Here is a 227-nt window from a genome sequence, read left to right as displayed (position 1 = left end):
CTCGGAGGGGTCGCCCTCGGTGCCGCCGGCGTCGTGGACCGCGGCCTGCACCGCCTCGTCGCCCGCGAGGGCCGACTGCCAGGGCCGCACCCGGGCGGCGCGCGCGGGGTCGATCACGACGTTGCGCGCGATCCCGAAGAGCCACACCCGCAGCGACGCGAGCGCGGGGTCGTAGCGCTCGGCGTGCCGCCAGGCCTTGAGGAAGGTCTCCTGGGTGACGTCCTCGG

At 77.1% G+C, this 227-nt stretch carries 1 protein-coding gene; it reads right to left on the bottom strand.

The features are described 5' to 3' along the window. Positions 1-227, bottom strand: a 227-nt coding sequence (locus tag QWJ41_RS21535) for a sigma factor (protein ID WP_302710544.1), incomplete at both ends; no start/stop codon positions are given.

This window comes from Nocardioides cremeus (genome assembly GCF_030518195.1).
Taxonomy (GTDB): Bacteria; Actinomycetota; Actinomycetes; order Propionibacteriales; family Nocardioidaceae; genus Nocardioides; species Nocardioides cremeus.
The sequence above is the reverse complement of the archived record's forward strand: the minus strand, read 5'-3'. Positions and strand labels throughout refer to the sequence as shown.